General features: G+C 67.4%; 17 protein-coding genes and 1 tRNA gene. 2 read left to right on the top strand and 16 right to left on the bottom strand.

What is annotated here, in order from left to right; translation table 11 throughout:
- Positions 1–88: 88 nt before the first annotated feature.
- From ACLJPD_RS11455 to ACLJPD_RS11440, 4 genes are all read right to left on the bottom strand, one after another.
- Positions 89–161, bottom strand: a tRNA-Thr gene (locus tag ACLJPD_RS11455).
- 58 nt (positions 162–219) lie between these two features.
- Entirely contained in the window at positions 220–1,419 is a 1,200-nt protein-coding gene (locus ACLJPD_RS11450; RefSeq protein ID WP_410871861.1) for a DNA polymerase III subunit delta', read from the bottom strand.
- 55 nt (positions 1,420–1,474) lie between these two features.
- Positions 1,475–4,411 (bottom strand): type I DNA topoisomerase, encoded by a 2,937-nt coding sequence (gene topA / locus ACLJPD_RS11445; RefSeq protein WP_410871860.1) that lies wholly within the window; start codon positions 4,409–4,411, stop codon positions 1,475–1,477.
- A gap of 237 nt (positions 4,412–4,648) precedes the next feature.
- Positions 4,649–4,855: a cold-shock protein gene (locus ACLJPD_RS11440; RefSeq protein WP_019044597.1), complete on the bottom strand. Its 207-nt coding sequence runs from the start codon at positions 4,853–4,855 to the stop codon at positions 4,649–4,651.
- Between the two features lie 435 nt (positions 4,856–5,290).
- On the opposite strand from ACLJPD_RS11440, the gene ACLJPD_RS11435 reads away from it, so the two are divergent.
- Positions 5,291–7,681, top strand: coding sequence for a DEAD/DEAH box helicase (locus tag ACLJPD_RS11435; RefSeq protein WP_410871859.1), 2,391 nt, complete (start codon positions 5,291–5,293; stop codon positions 7,679–7,681).
- A gap of 299 nt (positions 7,682–7,980) precedes the next feature.
- Here ACLJPD_RS11435 and ACLJPD_RS11430 read toward each other — a convergent pair whose 3' ends face one another.
- The 7 genes from ACLJPD_RS11430 to ssd all read right to left on the bottom strand — a co-directional run bounded on the left by ACLJPD_RS11430 (position 7,981) and on the right by ssd (position 13,324).
- Positions 7,981–8,409 carry an Rv3654c family TadE-like protein gene (locus ACLJPD_RS11430; protein ID WP_410871858.1) on the bottom strand — a complete coding sequence of 143 codons (429 nt, stop codon included), beginning with the start codon at positions 8,407–8,409 and terminating at the stop codon, positions 7,981–7,983.
- Positions 8,406–8,720: a TadE family type IV pilus minor pilin gene (locus ACLJPD_RS11425; protein ID WP_410871857.1), complete on the bottom strand. Its 315-nt coding sequence runs from the start codon at positions 8,718–8,720 to the stop codon at positions 8,406–8,408. Before ACLJPD_RS11425 ends, ACLJPD_RS11430 begins: the two co-directional genes overlap by 4 nt.
- A gap of 41 nt (positions 8,721–8,761) precedes the next feature.
- A complete protein-coding gene (locus tag ACLJPD_RS11420) occupies positions 8,762–8,971 on the bottom strand; it encodes a DUF4244 domain-containing protein (protein ID WP_410871856.1) in 210 nt (69 codons plus the stop codon).
- 72 nt (positions 8,972–9,043) lie between these two features.
- Complete coding sequence (locus ACLJPD_RS11415; RefSeq protein ID WP_410871855.1) at positions 9,044–9,664, bottom strand: type II secretion system F family protein; 621 nt, start codon at positions 9,662–9,664, stop codon at positions 9,044–9,046.
- Between the two features lie 217 nt (positions 9,665–9,881).
- Positions 9,882–10,460: a type II secretion system F family protein gene (locus ACLJPD_RS11410; protein WP_410871854.1), complete on the bottom strand. Its 579-nt coding sequence runs from the start codon at positions 10,458–10,460 to the stop codon at positions 9,882–9,884.
- A 358-nt stretch (positions 10,461–10,818) separates the two neighbouring features.
- Positions 10,819–12,000 (bottom strand): TadA family conjugal transfer-associated ATPase, encoded by a 1,182-nt coding sequence (locus ACLJPD_RS11405; RefSeq protein ID WP_410871853.1) that lies wholly within the window; start codon positions 11,998–12,000, stop codon positions 10,819–10,821.
- Between the two features lie 79 nt (positions 12,001–12,079).
- Entirely contained in the window at positions 12,080–13,324 is a 1,245-nt protein-coding gene (gene ssd / locus ACLJPD_RS11400; RefSeq protein ID WP_410871852.1) for a septum site-determining protein Ssd, read from the bottom strand.
- Positions 13,325–13,618: 294 nt separating this feature from the next.
- Between ssd and ACLJPD_RS11395 the strand changes: the two genes are divergently transcribed.
- Positions 13,619–14,533: an HAD-IB family hydrolase gene (locus ACLJPD_RS11395; RefSeq protein ID WP_410871851.1), complete on the top strand. Its 915-nt coding sequence runs from the start codon at positions 13,619–13,621 to the stop codon at positions 14,531–14,533.
- 423 nt (positions 14,534–14,956) lie between these two features.
- On the opposite strand, the gene ACLJPD_RS11390 is transcribed toward ACLJPD_RS11395, so the two are convergent.
- From ACLJPD_RS11390 to ACLJPD_RS11370, 5 genes are all read right to left on the bottom strand, one after another.
- On the bottom strand, positions 14,957–15,703 hold the full coding sequence (locus ACLJPD_RS11390) for an oxidoreductase (RefSeq protein WP_410871850.1): 747 nt from the start codon (positions 15,701–15,703) through the stop codon (positions 14,957–14,959).
- A 10-nt stretch (positions 15,704–15,713) separates the two neighbouring features.
- A complete protein-coding gene (locus ACLJPD_RS11385; protein ID WP_410871849.1) occupies positions 15,714–15,878 on the bottom strand; it encodes a hypothetical protein in 165 nt (54 codons plus the stop codon).
- Between the two features lie 119 nt (positions 15,879–15,997).
- A complete protein-coding gene (locus ACLJPD_RS11380; protein WP_410871848.1) occupies positions 15,998–17,680 on the bottom strand; it encodes a dipeptide ABC transporter ATP-binding protein in 1,683 nt (560 codons plus the stop codon).
- Positions 17,677–18,606, bottom strand: coding sequence for an ABC transporter permease (locus ACLJPD_RS11375; RefSeq protein WP_410871847.1), 930 nt, complete (start codon positions 18,604–18,606; stop codon positions 17,677–17,679). Before ACLJPD_RS11375 ends, ACLJPD_RS11380 begins: the two co-directional genes overlap by 4 nt.
- Entirely contained in the window at positions 18,599–19,525 is a 927-nt protein-coding gene (locus ACLJPD_RS11370; RefSeq protein ID WP_410871846.1) for an ABC transporter permease, read from the bottom strand. The genes ACLJPD_RS11375 and ACLJPD_RS11370 overlap by 8 nt, the downstream gene beginning before the upstream one ends.
- Positions 19,526–19,544: the final 19 nt, after the last annotated feature.

Raw genomic sequence — 19,544 nt, 5'->3', positions numbered from 1 at the left:
CGCTTGGGACATAGAGGATTTGGACGCGATCGCGCTCATGTTCGAGGTTCCGCTGGAATCACTCACAGCGGACCCCCCGCAGTACTTGAGCCGCCTGGGGGAATCGAACCCCCGACCTTTTCATTACGAGTGAAGCGCTCTACCGACTGAGCTAAGGCGGCGTGCCGTTTAGGCGACGCGAGTCTATCGCGCGCAGGGGTGGAACGCGAAAACGGGTGGTCAGGTGGTGCGGGCGGTGATGAGGGTGGCGACCATGGCGGCTACGGCGAAGCGGGGTTTCACGTTGAGGTCCAGCGCTTCTCGGCAGGCCAGGACTGCGTCGATACTGCGTAGGAGGCCTTCGGGGCGTACGCCGGTGGCTAGGTCGGTGATCTCGCTTGCCATGTCGGGGTGGGTGAGGGTGATGGGGGTGCCGCGGCCTGCGAAGCGCATGGCCAGGGCGTCGCGGTACATGCCCGCGATGTCGATGAGGGCGCGGTCGAGGGCGTCGCGGCCGGTGCGGGTGGCGCGGGATTTCTGGCGGCGTTCCAGGTCCTTGAGGACGCCTGCCGAACCGCGGGTGGCCGAGGCCGCGCCCTTGCCGGTGCCGCCCGCGCCGAGGGCGGTGGCGAGTTCGTCGCGTTCGTGGTCGTCGCGGTCGGCGCTCATCAGCTTGGCCTCGTCGTCGGCGGATTTCACCAGTTCGTCGCCGGCTGCGTAGGCGGCACCGGGGCGTTCGGTCGCGGTGACCAGGGCGAGGGCGCGTTTGCGTCGTTGGCGGGCATCTTCGTCGGTGGCGAGGCGGCGGGCTCGGCCAACGTGACCGCCACTCACCGAAGCCGCCCAGTCGGCGGTTTTCGCGTCGAGGTGGTCGCGCTCGCGCAGCACCTGGGCGATGGCGGGGACGGTTGGGGTCACGAGGTGGACGTGTCTGCAGCGGGAGCGCAGGGTGACGGAGATGTCCTCGGGGTCGACGGTAGGCGCGCACAGCAGGAAAACGGTGCGGGCCGGTGGTTCTTCGACCACTTTGAGCAGTGCGTTGGCCGCACCCTCGGTGAGGCGATCGGCGTCTTCGACGACCACGACCTGCCAGCGTCCGGTACTCGGACGCCGGGCCGCGATCTGCACGATCGCCCGCATCTCCTTGGTACTGATGCTCAGACCTTCGGGGATGATGCGCCGCACATCGCCATGAGTCCCGGCCATCGTGGTGGTACAGGCGTGACACTTTCCACAGCCGATGGCGTCGGGATCGGTGCATTGCAAAGCCGCCGCGAAACACAGCGCCGCTACCGACCTACCCGAGCCGGGAGGGCCGGTGAACAGCCACGAATGCGTCATCGCCCCGGTGACCACACCGGCCCGTGCGGCCTTCGCGGCAGCGGCCAGCTCGGTCTCGACCACGTCCTGGCCGACCAGTCGATCGAAGACACCTGCCACGCGCTACACCCTAGCCGCGGGGTCCGACAGGGCTGACGGACGGCCGGGGCACCGATCAGCCTTCTTCTGTCCCAGCGGACTTGGCGACAGCTTTCTTGGCCGGAGCTTTCTTGGCCGCCGTCTTCTTCGCGGTGGTCTTCTTGGCCGCGGTCTTGGTGGCCGTCTTCGTCGCGGTCGACTTGGCCGCGGTCTTCTTGGCGGGCGCCTTCTTGGCCGCCTTCTTCGCGGTCGTCTTCTTGGCAGCCTTCTTCACCGGGCCACGCGCTCGCCGATCGGCAAGCAGCTCGGAGGCACGCGCGTCGGTGATCGACTCGACCTCGTCGCCCTTGCGCAGGCTCGCGTTGGTCTCGCCATCGGTGACATACGGGCCGAAACGACCGTCCTTGATCACCATCGGCTTGTCAGTGGCGGAGTCGTTGCCCAGCTCACGCAGCGGTGCCGCGGCCGAGGCCTGACGCCCGCGACGCTTGGGCTCGGCGTAGAGCTTCAGCGCCTCCTCGAGCGTGACCGAGAACAGCTGATCCTCGGTCGCCAGCGAGCGAGAATCGGTGCCCTTCTTCAGATATGGGCCATAGCGGCCGTTCTGCGCGGTGATCTCCTCGCCCGAGGTGGGATCGTTGCCGACCACGCGGGGCAGCGAGAGCAGCATCAACGCGTCGTCGAGAGTGATCTCGGCCAGGTCCATCGACTTGAACAGCGAACCGGTGCGCGGCTTGACCTCCGCGGCCTTCTTGGTCTTCTTCGCGGGCGCCGCGTCGGGATCGGGTGCGGGCGGTTCCGGCAGCACCTCGGTGACGTACGGGCCGAAACGTCCTTCCTTGGCGACGATTTCGTTCCCCGACACCGGGTCGACGCCGAGCGAACGACCTTCCTGCGGCGTCGAGAACAGCTTCTCTGCGACCTCGGGCGTCAGCTCGTCGGGCGGCAGATCGTCGGGCAGGTTCGCCCGCTGCGAGATCCGATCACCTTCGGGGTCATCGGGATTGATGATCATCCGCTCGAGATACGGACCGAAGCGGCCGACGCGGACCACGACATCGCGGCCCTCTTCGTCGACGAACATCTTGATCGAGTTCACTTCGCGCGCGTCGATGTCGTCGAGCTGCACGGAGACCATCTTCTTGAGGCCACCCGAGCGCGCGACCGAACCCTCGGCGCCGGATTCGCCGCCGAAGTAGAAGCTGGACAACCAGTTTCCGCGCTGCTCGCGTCCACCGGCGATCGCGTCGAGGTCGTCTTCCATCGCGGCGGTGAAGTCGAAGTCGACGAGTCGACCGAAGTAGGCCTCGAGCAGACCGACCACCGCGAATGCCACCCAGGCCGGGGCCAGCGCGCTGCCGCGTTTGTAGACGTACCCGCGATCGAGGATCGTCTTGATGATCGAGGAGTAGGTCGACGGGCGGCCGATGCCGAGGTCTTCCAGCGTCTTGATCAGCGAGGCTTCGGTGTAGCGGGCGGGCGGGTTGGTGCTGTGGCCGTCGGGGTTGAGTTCGACAGCGGTGACGCTCTGGCCCTCTTCCAGTGCGGGCAAACGGGATTCGGCGTCGTCGGACTGGCCGCCCGCCTCCTCGTCCACACTCTCGACGTAGGCCTTGAGGAACCCGGCGAAGGTGATGGTGCGACCCGAGGCCGAGAACACACACTCCTCGCCGGTCCGCGCGGTGCCGGCGATGCGCAGGGTCAGCGTGGTGCCGCGCGCGTCGACCATCTGCGAGGCGACCGTGCGCTGCCAGATCATCTCGTAGAGCTTGAACTCGTCGTTGTCGACCTTCGAGGCCAGCTGACCTGGCGTCATGAAGGTGTCACCCGAGGGACGGATCGCCTCGTGTGCCTCCTGCGCGTTCTTGACCTTGCGGGTGTACTGGCGCGGCGACGGCGAGACGTACTCCGCGCCGTAGAGCTGGGTCGCCTGCGAGCGAGCCGCCGCGATCGCCGACTCCGACAGCGTCGTTGAGTCGGTGCGCATGTAGGTGATGTAGCCGTTTTCGTACAGCCGCTGCGCGACCCGCATCGTGCGCTCGGAGGTGAACCGCAGCTTGCGGCCCGCTTCCTGCTGCAACGTGGAGGTCATGAACGGCGGATACGGCTTGCGTGTGTACGGCTTGGCCTCGGCCGAGCTGACCTCGAGCGCGGCACCGTCGAGCGCCTCGGCCAGCCTGCGGGCATAGGCCTCGTCGAGCACGACCACACCGGTGACCGACTTGAGCTGACCGTCGGACCCGAAGTCACGACCGGAGGCGACACGATCGCCCTTGACCTGGACCAGACGCGCGCCGAACGTACGCGGGTTGGTCGAATCGGACTTCTCGTCGGGACCGGCGTCGAGTTTGGCGGCGATATCCCAGTACCCGGCCGAGCGGAACGCGATGCGCTCACGCTCACGCTGCACGATCACGCGGGTGGCGACGGACTGCACGCGACCGGCGGACAGCCGCGGCATGACCTTCTTCCACAGCACCGGCGAGACCTCGTAGCCGTAGAGGCGGTCCAGGATGCGGCGGGTTTCCTGCGCGTCTACCAGGTCGTTGTCGAGCTCGCGCGTGTCGGCGGCGGCGGCGAGGATGGCCGGCTCGGTGATCTCGTGGAAGACCATCCGGCGAACCGGGACCTTCGGCTTGAGCGTTTCGAGCAGGTGCCAGGCAATCGCCTCGCCCTCGCGGTCGGGGTCGGTGGCGAGATAGAGCTCGTCGGCATCGGCCAGCAAGCTCTTGAGCTCGGCGACCTTGGCCTTCTTATCCGGGTTCACCACATAGATCGGCTCGAAGTCGTGATCGACATCGACGCCGAGGCGTGCCCACGGCTGCCCCTTGTATTTGGCCGGCACGTCGGCGGCACCGCGCGGCAAGTCGCGGATGTGGCCCACCGAGGCCTCGACCGTGTAGTTGCGACCGAGGTATGGCGCGATCTTGCGGGCCTTAGTCGGCGACTCGACGATCACGAGACGACGCAGGGGTCGGCCCTGATCGGCTGAACTGCGGTCTCGTGTTGCCACCGGCGAACACCTTCCTTCTAGATCCGCGCGTCGGGAGGTCCGCTCGGTGCACGGCTGGGGCAGACGGCGACGTTCGGACATCACCACCAGTGACGTTTATACCCTGCGCACGTGGGGTAGAGGCATTTGCGGCGTTTCACGTCGCGGGCGCTGTCCTGGGCGATGCTACCCGGAAATGACTCGTCCCCCTCCTCCGCATGCGGAGGAGGGGGACGAGGCGTTGTTGTGTTTCGCAGCTCAGGAGAGCGCGCGAACGCCGGTGGCCTGCGGGCCCTTGGTGCCCTGGCCGACCTCGAATTCGACCTTCTGGTTTTCCTCGAGGGTACGGAAGCCCGTGCCCTGGATCTCCGAGTAGTGGACGAAGACGTCAGCGGAGCCGTCCTCGGGCGCGATGAAGCCGAACCCCTTCTCCGCGTTGAACCACTTCACAGTTCCCTGTGCCATTCTGTTTCCTTCTCTTTCTACCGGAATCGGCGGACAACTGGGTTCGTCCACCGGGCCCGTTCCGACCGCTGTACTGTTGGTCCCCCTGCAAGGAAATCCTGAGCACGGCGTTCGCAACAACGATCCTGCTGATGGTTTGGACCTTGGATCCGTCCCTCGAACACAGAAGCTTGCGACCGAGACCCAGTGAACCATGTCTCTGAGCAATTCAACAGTCGAGTTACCGAGTATTTGCAAAATTCATGATCTTGCGAATGTGCAGGTAAGGGACAGATTGGGTGTATCCATACTTTTGGTCTGTTTGCTTAGTGATAACCGAGTGAGCTTCCAGCAAACATGCTGTGACCCAGATCGCTACTGGGTTACGAAATCCCAGGTAGTGGTTGTCGCACACACACGTTTCACACTTCGTGTGTCGCGTGAGAGAAGGACTGGATGAATCCGGCAGACCGGACCGAGCTCCGAGAGCGCAATTCGAGCGAGAGCTACGGGCGATCGTTGCTGAATCGTGTCCTGACCGAAGCGGCCGCGGGCGGCAACCCGCTGACCCACGTGGCGGAGCTGCCCGCGCAGCGCGCCCGCACTACCGCGTGGCCGGAATGGGTGCCATCGCCGCTGGTCACAGCCCTGGACGCACAAGGAATCTCGCTGCCGTGGGAACACCAGACCCGCACGGCCGAGCTGGCGGTGGCCGGAAACCATGTCGTCGTGAGCACGGGAACCGCATCCGGGAAATCGCTCGGCTACCAGTTGCCGGTGCTCACCGCGCTGCACGACGAGCCGCGCGCGACCGCGCTGTACCTGTCCCCCACCAAGGCGCTCGGCGCCGATCAGCTCCGCGCCGTCGGCCGGCTGATCCATGACAACCCCCTGCGTGAGGCCCATCCGGCGAGCTATGACGGCGATACTCCCGCCGAGGTCAGGCAGTGGGTGCGGGCCAATGCACGCTGGATCTTCACCAATCCCGACATGCTGCACGTCGGGATTCTGCGCTCGCATCAGCGCTGGGCGCGGGTGCTGCGCCACCTGCGGTATGTGGTGGTCGACGAATGTCACGCATATAGAGGAGTGTTCGGATCGCACGTCGCGCTCGTGCTGCGCAGGTTGCGGCGGCTCGCCCGGTTCTACGGCGCCGATCCGGTGTTCGTCCTGTGCTCGGCCACCAGTGCCGACCCGGCCGCGTCGGCGAGCAGGCTGATCGGGGCGCCGGTTGTCGCGGTCACCGAGGACGCCTCGCCGCGTGGTGCCCGGACCGTCGCACTGTGGGAACCGCCGCTGAGCGCCACGGTGACCGGGGAGAACGGGGCCCCGGTACGACGGACCGCGACCAGCGAGGCGGCCAAGATCATGGCGGCCCTGGTAGCCGAGGGTGCACGGACTCTGACCTTTGTTCGCTCTCGGCGCGGTGCCGAGCTGATCGCGCTTGATGCGCGCCGCGTCCTTGCCGAAACCGCCCCTGAGCTGCAGGAACGGGTTGCCGCTTATCGAGCGGGTTACCTGGCCGAGGACCGGCGTGAGCTCGAGCAGTCGCTGTCGCAGGGGACGTTGCTCGGCGCGGCAAGTACCAACGCGCTCGAACTCGGCGTCGACATCGCGGGGCTGGATGCCGTGGTCATCGCCGGTTTTCCCGGGACGGTCGCCTCGTTCTGGCAGCAGGCAGGACGGGCGGGCAGGCGGTCGCAGGGTTCGCTGGTGGTGCTCGTGGCAACCGACGATCCACTGGACACCTACCTGGTGCATCACCCGGAAGCACTGCTCGATCGACCGATCGAGTCCACCATCACCGACCCGTACAACCCTTATATCCTCGGTCCCCAGCTGCTGTGCGCCGCGATGGAGCTGCCGCTCACCGATGAGGAGACGAGCGAGTTCAGGGCCGACGAAGTGCTTGCTGACCTGGCTGAACAAGGTTTGATCCGACGCAGGCCGAGCGGCCGTGGCACGGGCGCTCGCTGGCATATCACCGCGCATACCCACCCGCACGACGACGTCGATGTCCGCGGCGGGCTCGGCTCGCCGGTCGCGATCGTCGACGCCGAAACCGGGCGCCTGCTCGGCACGGCCGATGCGGGCCGGGCACCGGCGACGCTGCACACAGGGGCTGTCCATCTCCACCAGGGCGAGACCTATCTCGTCGACGAACTCGACCTCGAGGGTGGTGTCGCGTTCGTCAACGAGGTGGATCCAGGCTTCACCACCAGCTCCCGCCAGATCACCTCGATCACCATCGAAGGGGTGATCGAGGAGCACACGTTCGGTGCGGTTACCGCGGCATCGGCGCAGGTCGCGGTCACCAACCAGGTCGTCGGCTACCTGCGGACCCTGGTGACCGGCGAGGTACTCGACCAGGTGGAGCTCGATCTGCCCGCGCACACGCTGCACACCAAGGCTGTTCTGTATACCGTCGCGCCCCAGTTGCTCACCGCCGCCGACATCTCCGACGAGCAACTCCCCGGTGCGTTGCACGCGGCCGAGCACGCCGCTATCGGCATGTTGCCGCTGGTCGCGGGCTGCGATCGGTGGGACATCGGCGGTGTCTCCATCGCCGAACATCCCGATACGGGTGCGCCGACGGTGTTCGTCTACGACGGCCAGCCCGGCGGCGCCGGCTTCGCCGAGCGCGGATTCGCCCAGCTCACGGCCTGGTTATCCGCCACGCTGAGTGTGATCCGCAGCTGCGCGTGCCAGGACGGGTGTCCCTCCTGCGTGCAGTCGCCCAAGTGCGGCAACGGCAACAACCCGCTGGACAAGGGCGCCGCCGCGCGCCTGCTGGGAGCCGTTCTCGGCGAGCTGCGGACACAGGGCGACCAGCCTGCGGTTTCCTGATACGCGCAGGCCGACCTCGTGATCGGCGATACACCTCGCTGCCGGAATCCTGGTCATTCGTCCGAATTAGTGTTGACCAGCAGTGATATGCCGACCGGTGCCCGATACCCGAATAAAAAGGACCACTTTTCTATTAACTGGCCCATAGCCGACCAGCACTACCGGCACCGCCTAGCCATACTTTTCATTTTTTTCCTTCCAGATCAAAGAATGCGCATGAAAGAACGCAAACGCCTTTCGGCAAATGCCGAAATGGTTCGGTCCGGAACAACCACTCGACCAGTGATAACACTTGGGCGTCACCCATTCTCTTCCACCGGACCCGCACGGGCCGACGCGTACACAGTGCGCACACCGAACACTCCCGCCGACACATTCGCCTCGACTTCGACAACAACGTCCCATTGCGCGACCACACATCTCCGCACCCGAACCCCCATCCGCCGGGCAACGTCCCCGGCCTCGGCACACCCCGCCTCCGCGCCCTCTGCCAACACCACCGCCGCGCCCAACGCTCCGAGATCTGCGGCCCCCTGCGCCCGATGCCGAGCGACCACCACGGCACCCACCTGCGCAACCACCAACGTGAAACAGATCAACGCCGCCAACACCACACACACGAACACCGTGGCCCCACCCCCATCGCCATCCAGCCCAAGCCACGCCGACCTGGAGCCGACGTGCGCGTCTGCGGTTCCCTTCGCGGACGTATCGCGCCTTGCCGTCACGGGTTCGCTCCTGGCTCGGTGACGGCTACGGCCTCGGCGCGAAGGCGCAGGCCGGGCAGCAGTGGGGTACCGGCGGCGACAGTGGCTACTACTCGGTCGCCTTCGGTGCGGAGTTCAACCGTTGCGCCGGGCGGGGCGACGGACTCGCCCGCGGCGATCGCGCGCGAGGTGTCACCGCGGGCGGCCAGGCGGGCGGTTTCGCGGGCCGCGTCGATGCAGCGGACCTGGGTGGATCCTGCGAGGAGCGCACCGATGCACAGGGCCACGGCGCAGACCAAGGCGGCGAGGGCGATGGCGGCCTCGACCGTCACCGCACCCCCATCACCACCGAGAGTGCCTGTGCTGTCGCGGTTTACACGCTCGTGTTGAGCGCCTTGTCGATGATGCCGGTCAGCGCGTTGACGATGCTGTCCCCGGTCACCACCCCGTAGAGCACCGCTCCGAAGGCTGCCGCGGCGATCGTTCCGATCGCGTATTCCGCCGTGGACATGCCGTCGTCGTCGATCAGCAGACGGGTGAGTCGGGTGCGGACCCCCAGGTATACCGTGTGGACGAATGTCATCGTGATCCCCTCTCTGGTTGCACCGTGCGGCTGGTCCGCGCGGTGAAGATTCGGTGGCCTCGTCGAGGCCGGTCACAGCAGCCCACCGCCGCCGAGCACTCGGTCCGCGAGGCCGATAACGACCGGGACGATGCCGAGGCAGACGAAAGCGGGCAGGAAGCACAGGCCGAGCGGGCCGCCGATCAGCACGCCGGCGCGTTCGGCACGCGCGACGGCAGCGTCTTCCACGGCTTCGCGACGCTGCGTGGCCAGTTCCGCGACCGCGGCTGCCAGCGAGGCGCCGGACCGGGCCGAGCGACGTGCCATCCTGGCCAGCGACTCCACGTCATCGGCACCGGCCGACCCGACGGCATCCGCGGCCGCGCGCTCCCACGCCGTCGCCGCGTCGGCACCCAGCGCGAGCAGGTCTGCGGCCCTGAGCAATGCGGCCCGCAGCACGGGCGGCGCTGTCGGAGCACTCGCGCGCGCGGCCGCGGCCATCGGGAGTCCCGCCCGCAGGCAAGCAGCCAGCAGATCGAAGGCGGACGCGGATCCGAGCGGGTCTTCCTTCGTGGGCCCACGCGCCGCCGTGGCGCCGCCAACCGGCGCCGCCCCGAGCGCCCGCACCCGCCTGCTGACGGCAACCCGCCCCGGCAACAACACAATCGCCACCGCCGCGATCAGCAACGCTCCCGGCGAAGCAACTTCAGCCATCTCCTGCACAGCACTCCCCCTCGTTGATGTTTATCCACACCTGTCCACACCGGTCACCCTGCGCTCCCGCGGGGGCATCACATCTATCCACAGGGCTTCGCGAAATTGCCCACTACCGCTCACTGTTCGACCTCGACCGGGCCCGTGGCTCTTCTGTCCACAGGGCATTCGCACCACGGCCAACTGCCTCCGACTGGTCGCCCCGACACAATGCAGATCAGGCCGTGCTCTTGCGGGTGATGACATCTGTCCACAGCAATCCACAGCAGGCGAGGGCCGCGCCCAGTGGGAGGAGGAGTTCGCCGGCCGGGGAGGTGAACAGGATGGTCAGTGGGGCGGCGCCCATCAGTTGGCCGAGGCCGATGCCGACCAGCGGGAGGCCTGCCAGGACGGTGGCGGAGGCTCGGGCGCCGGCCAGGGCAGCTTCGGTACGGTCTCGGAAGCGGATGCGGCCGAGAAGGTCGGTTCTGGCGGCGGCGAGCAGTTCTGCCAGGGCGAGGCCGTGTTCTTCGGCCACGCGCCAGGCGGCGGCGATCCTCGACAGTTCCTCGGCGACAACTGAATCCGGCTGTGCCCAACCGTCGGCACCGGAACCGCCGAGGCGGCTGCGGCCCGCGCTGATCGCCAGTACGCGTGCGGCTTCGCCGCGCGATTCCACCGCGGCGGATTCGGCCGCCGCGCTCGGATGGGCGCCGACGCGGAGCTCGCCGACAACGGCCTCGAGGCCGGCCAGGAGGTGTCCACATTCCCGGCGTCGTTCGCGGTCACCTCGACCACGCCGCTTCCGCACCGCCACCGTGACTCCCAACATGAGAGCCGCCAGCCCGACACCAGGGCCGAAAATGAATGCCACGCACACCGATCCGATTCCTGCACACCACTCCACAGGCACTCGCCGCGCCGCCCTCCGCCCGTCCGCGCCGAACAGGCGCGCGAACCGCCGCTGCCCGCCAGCCACCGGAAGCACCAGCACCGCAACCGCACAACAGAGCAGAGCGCTACCCATGAACCCACCTCCCACAAGACGAAACCTGCTACTCGATCGGCACCGGCCGAACGTCTCGAGCCACGCCTGGCGCAGCGGCTCTCCCTGTCCACCAATCTGATTCGGTGATCTGGATACCGATCGGACGGTGACGCAGCCATGAGACCGCTCATCCGAGTCGCACTTCGAGTAGTCGCCGAAGTTCGGCGGCCGCGGGAGCGGGATGGCCGTCCGACCGCCAGGCCGGTGCGATGTGGACACCATCGGAATCGCGTTGCAGAACACCGATTTCGCGGAGCGCGCGGGTGCCGTCGGAGCGGCGGTGGACATGGAGGACCACCTGAACAGCAGCGGCCAGCTGGCTGTGGAGGGCCGCGCGGTCCATGCCGCCGAGAGCGGCCAGCGCTTCCAGGCGGGCGGGGACTTCCTGGGGTGAGTTGGCGTGGACGGTGCCCGCACCGCCGTCGTGACCCGTGTTGAGTGCGGTGAGTAGGTCGACGACTTCGGCACCGCGAACCTCGCCGACGACAATGCGGTCCGGGCGCATTCGCAGCGCCTGGCGCACCAGGTCGCGGACCGTAACAGCGCCCACCCCTTCGACATTGGCGGTCCGGGCGACCAAGCGCACGACGTGGGGATGGACCGGAGCCAATTCGGCGGCATCCTCGACGCAGACGATCCGTTCGGCGGGATCGACGGCAGCGAGCAGGGCGGAGAGCAAGGTGGTTTTCCCCGCTCCGGTACCTCCGACGACGAGGAAGGCGAGGCGGGCGCGGACGATGTCGCCGAGTAGTCGGCGGGCGTCCGGGGGAATCGAACCGGCGGCCGCCAGCGCGTCGAGGCCCTGGGTTGCGGGGCGCAGGACGCGAAGGGACAGGCACGTGCCGTCATGGGCCACCGGCGCGAGGACGGCATGGAGTCGAACGCCGAACGCATCGCCCAGTGTGGCCTCGGTTCCGGCGAGCTTGCCGTCGACCCAGGGTTGAGCGTCGTCGAGTCGACGGCCTGCGGCCAGGGCCAAGCGCTGGGCAAGGCGGCGAACAGCCGCTTCGTCGGCGAAGCGAACATCGGTCAGCTCCAACCCTCGACCGCGGTCGACCCACACCGAATCAGGGCCCGTGACCAGCACATCGGCCACCCGAGGATCGTGCAGCAACGGTTCGAGCAGCCCCGCCCCGGTCATCTCGGTTTGCAGCAGGCGCAGGGCCCGGAGCAGATCCGTGTCGGCGAGCACACCGCCCGCTTCGGTACGAATCGCAGCGGCCAACTGCGCGGCGTCGGGGACACCGGGATGCTCGGCGAGCCGCTCGCGGACACGCTCGAGGAGACCGACAGTGACGAAAGTGGTCATGGTGCAACAACTCCGACCACGGCGGATACCGCATCGAGGACGTCCAGATCTTCGATCAGCTGGACGGTGACGACAGCGGTCATGACGCGTCAGCTCCGACCATCGCGAGGACGGCATCGGCAGCGTCGCGGAGGGGACCGCGGCGACGGACGCTCAGACCGCCGCGTTCGAGGCGCGATGCCAGGCCGGCTTGTCCACGGACCGCGGCGAGCAGCGGCAATCCGAGCAGCTCCGCCACTTCCGCGCCCCGCAGACCGCCGGGTGCGGGACCTCGGACGATCAAGCCGCGGTTGGGGTTTCGCTCTCCCAGGTAGGCAGAGACGATTTCGGCGGCGGCGATGGCGCGCAGCCGCGCGGGGACGATGAGGACAACCAGGTCGGCGGCGTCGAGCATCGCGTCGGCTGCGGGGCCACGCTCGCACGAGACATCGCAGACAACGAGATCGCCCGCATCCCTGCCGGATTCGATGACCGCGCGCATCGCCGCCGGAGACAGTTCGGTCGGTGCGCAGCCGTTTCGAGCACGCCCGGCCACCGGCACCGACTCCGGCGCGGAATATCCGGCTCCCGTTCGTCCGGCCGCGAGCACCGACCCGGTCGAGCCTCCGATAGCCGCACGGGTCGCGGAAGCCGACTCGACATGAGGCCCGGTGCCTCCGTCGGCCCGTACCCGTCCGCAGGACAGCACCGCCAAACCGGGCGACGCGGCGGGCAGCGCATTGTGTAGCGCCGCGGCGGACACCCGCCCGTCCTCGATGACGAGGTCGGGCCATCGCAGCCCTGGGACATTCTCCATGCCCAACACCAGGTCGATCCCGCCGTCGAGCGGGGCGCCGTCGATTAGCACCGTGTCGCGGCGGACCCGGCGTGCGGCCCCGCGCAGCGCGGTGGCGGCGGCGAGGGTGGACGCCCCTGCACCACCACCCGCCCCGACCACCGCGATGACTATCCCTTCGCCCGTGCGGGATTCGGCGTGTTCGGCGAACTGTTCGACCAACGCGACGGCATCCGAAGGCAACGCGACCACTCGTTCGGCACCCACCGCCGTCGCCGCCTGCCAATCGGGCACGGCGGGTTCCCCTTCGGTGACCAGGACGACCCCTGTCCGGCGCGGGCAGCCGGCGACCGCCGCGGCAACGGCGGCGGCGGTATCGAGGATCACCATCCCGGCCCCAGCCCACGCATGCCTGCCGACGGGCATCGCCCGCTCCTCGGTGACTCGTTCGGCGGCCGCCGCGACCCGGCGGACCTCCGCGCGCAGCCGTTCGTCGCGCACGAGAACCAGAGCGGGTGCGATCCGCGGGACCGCGAGGGTGGTGTTCATGCGACTCAGCGTTGCCGAGCGAGGACGTTGTCAACACCCCGAAAGTGCCGATTGTGGATAACTCGGGGGTGTGGAGAACTTTTCCGATCGTGCCCGGAATAGAGGACGGCCCCAGCCGGGGGGGAGGAGGCTGGGGCCGTCGGGTTCAGCCCCGGGGGGTCGGGCTGAACGCGCCTGGAACAAGTCCAGGTGCCAGCAATACTACACCCACCCCCTGCCGCGGGCGCAAGTAGCATTCGCCGACATTCTTCGGCGATTCGCGCCACTCGGCGTCCACGGGGCAAACCCTTTTCGATGGTGCGGACAGTCGAATCTGCGGTGCGCGCAGGTCGTGCCTATTCTGTTGACGTGACGCCAGAACGCGACCAGACCTCGCCTACGGACACAAGACTCGGCACATCGGGCGCGGCCCCGGTGCCGGGCGGACGGGTGGCCGCGTTCTTCGATCTCGACAAAACGGTGATCGCGAAGTCGAGCGCGTTCGTCTTCAGCAAACCCTTCTACGCACAGGGTCTGATCAACCGCAGAGCCGTGCTGGAGAGCAGCTACGCACACTTTTTGTTCCTGCTTTCCGGTGCCGATCACGACCAGATGGAACGGATGCGGGCAAACCTCGCGAATATGTGCGCGGGCTGGGATGTGGAGCAGGTGAAAACCATTGTGGCCGAGACGCTTCACGATCTGGTCGACCCGTTGATCTACGCCGAGGCCGCCGATCTGATCGCCGATCACAAGATCCGCGGGCACGACGTGGTGATCGTCTCGGCCTCGGGTGAGGAGATCGTCGGACCGATAGCGGAGGTGCTCGGCGCCTCGCATACCGAGGCGACCCGGATGGTCGTCGAGGACGGCAAGTACACCGGCGACATCGAGTTCTACTGCTACGGCGAAGGCAAGGTGTCGGCGATCGAGAAGCTCGCCGCCGAGCAGGGCTATGACCTGTCGCGGTGCTACGCCTACTCCGACTCGGTGACCGACGTGCCGATGCTGAGCGCCGTCGGCCATCCGACCGCGGTCAACCCCGACCGCGCGCTGCGCAAGGAAGCGGCGAGCCGCGGCTGGCCGGTGCTCACGTTCTCCAATCCGGTATCGCTGTGGTCGCGGTTCCAGACGCCGTCGAGCACCACCGTCGCCGCGACAGCCGCCGTGGGACTGAGCGCGATCGTCGCCGGCGCGATCAGCTACCGACTGCTGCGCAAACGACGCTGACATGCACAGCTCGAGCACGAATTTCCGAGAGACACGCCGGTTTTATGGGGATTCGGTAATGCTCTCGAAACCCTTGATGTGAGTGCCGTCACAGTGTAAGAATGGAGTTACGGAAGGACGGAAGGCCAAGACGGAGCCGGAAGAGAAGGTTTCGCCTCCCATCCCACCCTTCCCAGCACGGACACCAGGCACCCACGCGGAGCGCGCCGCGACAAGGCCGAAAGAGTTGTGGGCCTGCGAAATTCGAGCCGACGTCGGCGAATGCCTCGCACAGGTTGCGGGGATGAACCGGCGGGGTTGGGATGATCGCCGAGGCCACCGAACACAACCCACCCTGCACGCTTGGTAACCGGGTGTTCCGTGCTAGCGGGCGGTGAGGTCGAGCAATCGGCAACGCCGCCCGTTTCGATGTGTGCGGCCGACTCAGCCGGCCGCGGCGTCGGCGATCGAGTTCGCCTCGCGGGCACCGTCTTCCAGCGCCCCCGCACAGAACAGCACCCAGCCGCCGACGCCCTCCGCGGTGCCCATGCCGAATCCGGCCGCCGCGTCGAGGTAGGCCTGACGACGGCGCAACCAGAACACCTCGGGCACGCCGAGGCTGTGCGGATCGAGCCCACTGGCCACCGCGACCAGGCGCGAAGCAGCGCGCGCGACGACCCCGTCACCGGTGCCGAACGGACGCAACGACAGCAGTTCGCCGTGCACGATCGCCGCGACCACGGGGGCGGGCGCCTTGCTCGACTGGACGGTTTGCGCGAGCATATCGAGCCGTTCGGCGACGCCCGGCGTCGAGCGCGGGCGGCCGAGCTCCTGCTCGTCGGTCACCAGGTCGGCGGCGGCGAGTAGGTGCAGCCGGGCCAGCGCTTGCAGCGGCGCGCGGCGCCAGGTCCCGACGAGGTTGGTGAGCGCGTCGCCGTCGAGCGCCTGACCCACCCGCAACGCGCCGGCCAGTACCGGATCGCTGACCTGGCCGTCGGCGGGCAGGTCGGTGCTCGCGCCTTCGATGGCGGCCGAGGAACGCGCGGCCCGGACGGCGGCTTCGGCGGCGGTGGTCGCCCAGCCACGCCGGTTCGACTTGTGCCGATGCACGGCCGCGAGCGCGTCGCGCGCCTTGTCGGCGGCTTCGCGCACGCCGGGCAGGTCGACCAGGGGCTGCAGCGGATCAGTCACGGCATGGAGGTTACCGCTCGTACAGTGACGCCCCCACGGTCACGTACAACCCGCGCACCGTCGGCCAGCTGCGATCCGGCCACGGCACCTCGGCGAGCCGCTTGGCCGCCGGGGTCACCGCCCTGCGCCGCCGCGCTTCCCGCTCGGCCAGCCGTTCAGCATCGATACGATCCACCGGCGTCTCCAACCCCTGCGATCCACACCGCCACCTCGGACGAACCCACGCTACGCCGATGAGCTGCGCTTTCGGAGAGGTTTCGGCGCGGCCTGCTTGCACGATCACGCCGGTCGCGGTTACCCGGTGAGCAGCTCCCGCCCCGGAATCGCCTCGAGCAGCGCCCGCGTGTAGTCCTCGCGCGGCGACGCGAACACCTCGTCGGTGGTGGCCGCTTCCACCACCTTGCCTTCGCGCATGACCAGCACGTTGTCCGCGATCTGCCGGACCACGGCCAGGTCGTGGGTGATGAACAGGTACGTCAGCCCCAGCTCGGCTTGGAGGTCGTTGAGCAGGGTGAGGATCTGGCCCTGGACCAGCACGTCCAGGGCCGAGACCGCCTCGTCGCAGACCACCATTTCCGGTGAGAGGGCCAGCGCGCGAGCGATCGCCACTCGCTGACGTTGCCCGCCCGACAATTCGTTGGGATAGCGCCGCAACACCGATGACGGCAGCGACACCTTGTCGAGCAGGTCACGCACCACCGCTTCGCGCTCGGTGGCGGTACCGATCTTGTGCACCCGCAGTGGTTCCTCGATCGTGCGGAAGATCGAGTACATCGGATCGAGCGATCCATACGGATTCTGAAAGATCGGCTGTACCCGGCGACGGAAAGCGAACGCGCCCTTGCTGTCCAGCTTCGCGACGTCTTTACCGTCGAAAGCCACTGTCCCCGAAGTTGGTTCGAGCAGGCCGAGCACCATCTGCGCGATGGTCGACTTGCCCGAGCCCGATTCGCCGACGATCGCGGTGGTGGTGCCGCGGCCGACCGTGAAACTCACGTCGTCGACGGCAACGAAGTCGACCGACTGCCACGGCCGCCTACCGCGAATCTTGAACGCCTTGGACAGGTTTCGCACATCGAGCACGGCGTCGGACAGATCGTCGGAGACCTTCTCCGCGGCCTCGACGGCTTGCGCTCGCACCTCGGCGCGCTGCCGCGACGACGACATCCGCGACGCCGCCAACGACGGCGCCGAGTTCACCAGCTTCTTGGTGTAAGCGTGCTGCGGATCACGCAGAATCTGCAGCGCCGGACCGGATTCCACCACCTTGCCGCGGTACATCACCACCAGGTGCTCGGCCCGTTCCGCGGCGAGGCCGAGGTCGTGGGTGATCAGCAGCACCGCGGTCCCCAGCTCGGTGGTGAGCTGCTCGAGATGACCGAGGATCTGGCGCTGGACCGTGACGTCGAGCGCCGAGGTCGGCTCATCGGCGATCAGCAGTTTCGGCCTGCACGACAGCCCGATCGCGATGAGCGCGCGCTGGCGCATACCGCCGGAGAACTCGTGCGGGTACTGGTTCACGCGGCGTTCGGCATCGGACATGCCCGCCTCGGCCAGTAGTTCCACCGAGCGTTTGCGGGCTGCGTCACCGGTGGCGATACCGTTGGCCACCAACGTTTCCCGGATCTGGAAGCCGATCTTCCACACCGGGTTCAGGTTCGACATCGGGTCCTGTGGGACCAGGCCGATACCGTTGCCGCGGATCGCGACGATCTCCTTCTCCGACGCCTTCGTGAGGTCCTTGCCGTCGAAGACGATCGAGCCGCCGGTCACCTTGCCGGTGCCGGGCAGCAGGTCGATGATCGCGTGCGCGGTGGTCGACTTGCCCGAACCGGATTCGCCGACGATGGCGACGGTCTGACCGGGATAGACGGTGAGGTTCACCCCGCGAACGGCAGGGATCTGCTTGCCGTCCGAGGTGAAACCGACATCCAGGTCACGGATTTCGAGCAGCGGCTCGGTTTTGTCGAGGTTCATCGGGTGCGCTCCTTCGGATCGAGCGCGTCGCGCACCGCGTCGCCGAGCATGATGAAGCTCAGCACCGTGATGGCCAGCGCGGTCGCCGGATAGAAGAGGATCGGCGAGGTACGGATCTCGGTCTTGGCACGGTCGATATCGGCGCCCCACGACACGATGCTCGGCGGCAGGCCGACGCCGAGGTAGGACAGCGTCGCCTCGGTGACGATGAAGACGCCGAGCCAGATCGTGGCGACCACGATCAGCGGGCTCGCCGAGTTGGGCAGCACGTGCTTCATCAGCGTGCCGAGACGCGACACACCCAGTGCCTTTGCCGCGGTGACGTATTCGCTGTTCTTGGCTTCGATCACCGCGCCACGCGTGATGCGCGCGGCCTGCGGCCAGGTGAAGGCCACCAGGATCGCGACGACCGTCATGACCCCAGCGGGCCGCAGCAGTTGCAGCAGCACGATCGCGGCCAGCACCATCGGAACGGCGTAGAAGACCTCGGCGACGCGCGAGACGATCGTGTCGAGCAGCCCACCGTAGAAGCCGGAGATCGCGCCGAGGACGCCGCCTACCAGTAGGAACAACACCGCCGACGCGATACCGACGGTCACCGACGCACGCGCGCCGTAGATGGTGCGCGCGAAGACATCACAGCCCTGCTTGTCGAAGCCGAACGGATGACCCTCGCGCGGGCCGTCCATGCCGAACTCGCCGAGGCACAGCCGCGGGTCCTGGCTGGTGAACAGCGAAGGCCACACCACCACGAGCATGACGAACACGATCAACACCACCGAGACCAGGAACACCGGGTTGCGCCGCAGTCGGCGCCACGCGTCGCCCCAGATGCTGGTCGGGGTGCCCTCGTCCAGCACACGGTCGGTGGCGAGCACCTCCACCTCGTCGGGTGGGGCCACGAAATGCTGTTGCTTGTCATGCATAGCGGATCCTCGGGTCCAGTACGGCATAGAGCAGGTCGATCACGAGGTTGACGAGCAGGAACAACACCACCAGCACCGTCACGAACGACACCACGGTCGGCGGCTCGCCGCGGATGATCGCCTGGTACATGGTGCCGCCGACGCCGGGAATGTTGAAGATGCCCTCGGTGACGATCGCGCCCGCCATCAGCGCACCGAAATCGGCACCGAGAAAGGTGACGACCGGGATCATCGAATTCCGCAGAATGTGCACGCTCACCACGCGACGGCGGCCGAGCCCCTTCGCGGTGGCCGTGCGAACGAAATCGGCGGATTTGTTCTCCGCCACCGAATTTCGTGTCAGCCGGAGCACATAGGCGAACGACAGCGACCCGAGCACGAACGCGGGCACGATCAACTCGCTCAGACTCGCTTTACCCGTGACGGTGACCGGGGCGATCCCCCACTTCACACCGAGCAGGAATTGCGCGAGATAACCGACGACGAACACCGGCAACGCGATGATCACCAGGCTCGCGATGAGCATGGTCGAATCGAACAGCTTGCCCTTGCGCAACCCGGCGATCAGACCGAACAAGATGCCGAAGAAGCCTTCGATCAGCACGGCGAGAAACGCCAGTTTGATGGTGATCGGGAAAGCGCGTTCGAGTTCTTCGCGCACCGGTCGGCCCGAGAACGAGGTGCCGAAATCTAAAGTGAGAATCCCCTTCAAGTAATGCAGATATTGCATGATGAACGGCTGATCGAGGTGATATCGGGCGCGCAGTACCGCCTCGGCGGCGGGCGTCAACTGTTTCTCGCCTGCCAACGCCTTGATCGGGTCACCCGGAATCAGAAAGACCATCGCATAGATGAGCAGCGTCGCGCCCAGGAACACCGGGATCATCTGGAGCAGACGCCGAAGTACATACCAAGCCATCGTTTCCTCCGAAAACGAC

The sequence above is a fragment of the Nocardia sp. A7 genome (genome assembly GCF_046549215.1).
Lineage (GTDB): Bacteria > Actinomycetota > Actinomycetes > Mycobacteriales > Mycobacteriaceae > Nocardia.
This window is presented reverse-complemented; position numbering and strand designations above follow the sequence as displayed.

Coding starts and splice junctions, on each gene's coding strand:
- ACLJPD_RS11435 (WP_410871859.1), top strand. CDS start 5,291: ATGAATCCGGCAGACCGGACCGAGCTCCGAGAGCGCAATTCGAGCGAG.
- ACLJPD_RS11405 (WP_410871853.1), bottom strand. CDS start 12,000: ATGACCACTTTCGTCACTGTCGGTCTCCTCGAGCGTGTCCGCGAGCGG.
- ACLJPD_RS11420 (WP_410871856.1), bottom strand. CDS start 8,971: ATGACATTCGTCCACACGGTATACCTGGGGGTCCGCACCCGACTCACC.
- ACLJPD_RS11415 (WP_410871855.1), bottom strand. CDS start 9,664: ATGGCTGAAGTTGCTTCGCCGGGAGCGTTGCTGATCGCGGCGGTGGCG.
- ACLJPD_RS11395 (WP_410871851.1), top strand. CDS start 13,619: ATGGTGCGGACAGTCGAATCTGCGGTGCGCGCAGGTCGTGCCTATTCT.
- ACLJPD_RS11370 (WP_410871846.1), bottom strand. CDS start 19,525: ATGGCTTGGTATGTACTTCGGCGTCTGCTCCAGATGATCCCGGTGTTC.
- ACLJPD_RS11375 (WP_410871847.1), bottom strand. CDS start 18,606: ATGCATGACAAGCAACAGCATTTCGTGGCCCCACCCGACGAGGTGGAG.
- ACLJPD_RS11440 (WP_019044597.1), bottom strand. CDS start 4,855: ATGGCACAGGGAACTGTGAAGTGGTTCAACGCGGAGAAGGGGTTCGGC.
- ACLJPD_RS11380 (WP_410871848.1), bottom strand. CDS start 17,680: ATGAACCTCGACAAAACCGAGCCGCTGCTCGAAATCCGTGACCTGGAT.
- ssd (WP_410871852.1), bottom strand. CDS start 13,324: ATGAACACCACCCTCGCGGTCCCGCGGATCGCACCCGCTCTGGTTCTC.